This window comes from Bacillus sp. JJ864 (genome assembly GCF_036963045.1).
GTDB lineage: Bacteria > Bacillota > Bacilli > Bacillales > Bacillaceae_G > Bacillus_A > Bacillus_A pseudomycoides_C.
The window spans coordinates 1-2,276 of record NZ_JBALLY010000164.1 but is presented as its reverse complement, the minus strand read 5'-3'; the positions used below and the strand labels follow the sequence as shown (position 1 = coordinate 2,276).

Below are 2,276 nucleotides of genomic sequence, written 5' to 3'. Positions count from 1 at the left end.
AGATTAAAGTCAGGAGGATGAGAACTGTGGAAGATATTGAAATGAACGATTTAGCATAGCCCCCCTATCGGAAAAATAAATTTTGCTCTTTCGGGAGGATAGGGAGTGAGGGTGCAAACGCGCACCTCAAAATGGTTTTTTTAAAAAAATTCGTTTTTTTGTTGTACTACGACACTAATAAATGATCTAGAAAACGTTGATATGACAGGCTTTCTTGTGGGAATCTGTTTTGTCGCACTTGTTGTCACGTGACAAATAAAAAAGCACTATAAACCCATTCATATCAATGTTTAGAGGTTTGTTGTACTTGTTTTGTTGTACTACAAACATTATCGAAAAAAATGGGGATGTTCTACCTTTGATTTGTCGGTAATTGTCGAATTTGACTTAAAGGGAGGTGAGTAAAGTGATAGAGAAGTGTCTGCAATCTATACTTGATAAATTAAATAAAAAGGAACGATCCAAATTAGATATGCTTATTCAAAAATACAATACTGCAGTTGAAGAGGGAGATCCTGTACATCATAAACTGTGTATGGAATTAGTCGAAGTATATCAAAATATCAAATTGGAGCATGAGAAATGCTAGTTTTACGACAAAAGTAATAGATTATCAAAATTATTGAAGGGAGGTGTAAAAAATGGTTAGACAATATGAAAGTGCATCTAAATTCCACGAATCTAGGGATGTAACGGAATTGAAAAATCTAATAAAAAGAAGAAAAGGCCAGGTTTGGGAAAGACGAAACGGAGTATGGAGACAGTTAGACAAACGGGAGAAGCTACTTAAACAAATCGATAATATGTTAGTGAAATTTAAATAAGCACAAAAAAGCATAGGGTGTTCTGGACCAACATCCTATGCTCAATCAAAAAACAAAATACAAGGAGAATTATATCATGACTACAACAATTAAAAATAAAAAAGAAATTCGTTCAGCTTTTGCAAATTATGTGACAGGAAATATAAGTGAACAAGAAGCTCGTTCATTAGGGCTATCGGTTTCAAATAGTGGAAAAGCATTTATTCCAACATCTATAGCTAATGAAATCATTAGTTATGTGGAAGAAGAAAATTTATTAAGAAAATACGGGAAAGTAGTTACAGTTGATGGAAATCTAAGATACCCGGTTTTGACTGAGGAATCAAATATCAAAATTGAAGTTCATTCAGAAGAACGTGATAAAGAAAATGAAATTGAAGTGAATAGCATTGGATTAACTGCAGATGTTTTATCTCCTGTGGAATTTGATTCCATTTCAAGGGTAAAACGAAAAATATTAAAAATGAATACAGGAGCAGTTAGTTTAGCAGATTTAATTGTGGAATTAATGAAGAAAGAGTATCTAAAAAAAGAAATTGATTACATGTTTAATGGAGATAATGCAGGTGCTTTTAACCCTGGATCATTGCTAAATAGAGCAAAAGTATTTACACCAACTCAAACAGACCCAGTAGCAATTATTAAAGAGCTAAAAAATAAACCATCTACTAACGTGATCAACAAGGCAAGATGGATTGTAAATAAAGATGCTCTTGAATACGTTGAAGATTTAAAGTTACCAAATGGAGAACCAGCTTTAAAAACGATTGATCGTGTGGATGGTGGAGTAAGCTACATGTTAATAGGATTTCCACTGGATTGCACAGATGCAGTGAAAGGATCAGTAGATTCATCGGCAGTATTTTATTTTGGAGACTTTGCATCCTTCGTTATTCAGGAAAATTCAGAGGGATTGGAAATTGAAGTTATGAAGGAAATATATACGAATGTTAATGAAGTAGGATTGAAATTATACAACCTTCTTGATGGAAAGTTAATCTATTCAGAGGTAGAACCAACGTTGTATCGTTTGGAAATTAAATAATAAAATGAATTAATGCAGTATTAAAACAAGGAGGATAATATGAGTGAGTTAATTCATCAAACGGCTGATATATTAATACCTCAAATATTAGAAGAAGGTATCTTATATAAAAGACGAAGTGAAGGAATATTTGATCATTCGGAAACAGACAGGTTAAATACAGCAATCATGTTATATAGACCTGACTACATTGAATTAGATAGAGAAAAATGTGTTTTTTTCTCCTTCAAAAGAGATTATGTTAGGTTTGGTCACAAGAAAAATGGAATTATAGTAAATTCGGATGATCTCGAACAAGATAAGTTGTATGTTTTTTCAAATTCTATTTGTGGTGCTATAATGCGGAGCATAAAAAATAAAAGCGTAGATTTAAAAGAACACGTAGATACTTATTGGAAGACAATGAT

The 2,276-nt window shown here is 32.3% G+C and carries 4 protein-coding genes; all 4 read left to right on the top strand.

Annotated features, from left to right (window positions below; genetic code table 11):
* Positions 1-406 precede the first annotated feature (406 nt).
* The gene (locus V7024_RS21175; protein WP_335523594.1) at positions 407-589 is read left to right on the top strand and encodes a hypothetical protein; all 183 of its coding nucleotides are present in this window, start codon (positions 407-409) and stop codon (positions 587-589) included.
* 52 nt (positions 590-641) lie between these two features.
* The gene (locus V7024_RS21170) at positions 642-824 is read left to right on the top strand and encodes a hypothetical protein (RefSeq protein ID WP_335523592.1); all 183 of its coding nucleotides are present in this window, start codon (positions 642-644) and stop codon (positions 822-824) included.
* 76 nt (positions 825-900) lie between these two features.
* Positions 901-1,869, top strand: a complete 969-nt coding sequence (locus V7024_RS21165; RefSeq protein WP_335523589.1) for a phage major capsid protein — start codon at positions 901-903, stop codon at positions 1,867-1,869.
* A 39-nt stretch (positions 1,870-1,908) separates the two neighbouring features.
* Positions 1,909-2,276, top strand: a 368-nt coding sequence (locus V7024_RS21160; protein WP_335523587.1) for a hypothetical protein, incomplete at its 3' end; no start/stop codon positions are given.

Bases quoted from the DNA above. Each gene is read 5' to 3' on its own strand.
- V7024_RS21165 (WP_335523589.1), top strand. From the start codon at position 901: ATGACTACAACAATTAAAAATAAAAAAGAAATTCGTTCAGCTTTTGCA.
- V7024_RS21170 (WP_335523592.1), top strand. From the start codon at position 642: ATGGTTAGACAATATGAAAGTGCATCTAAATTCCACGAATCTAGGGAT.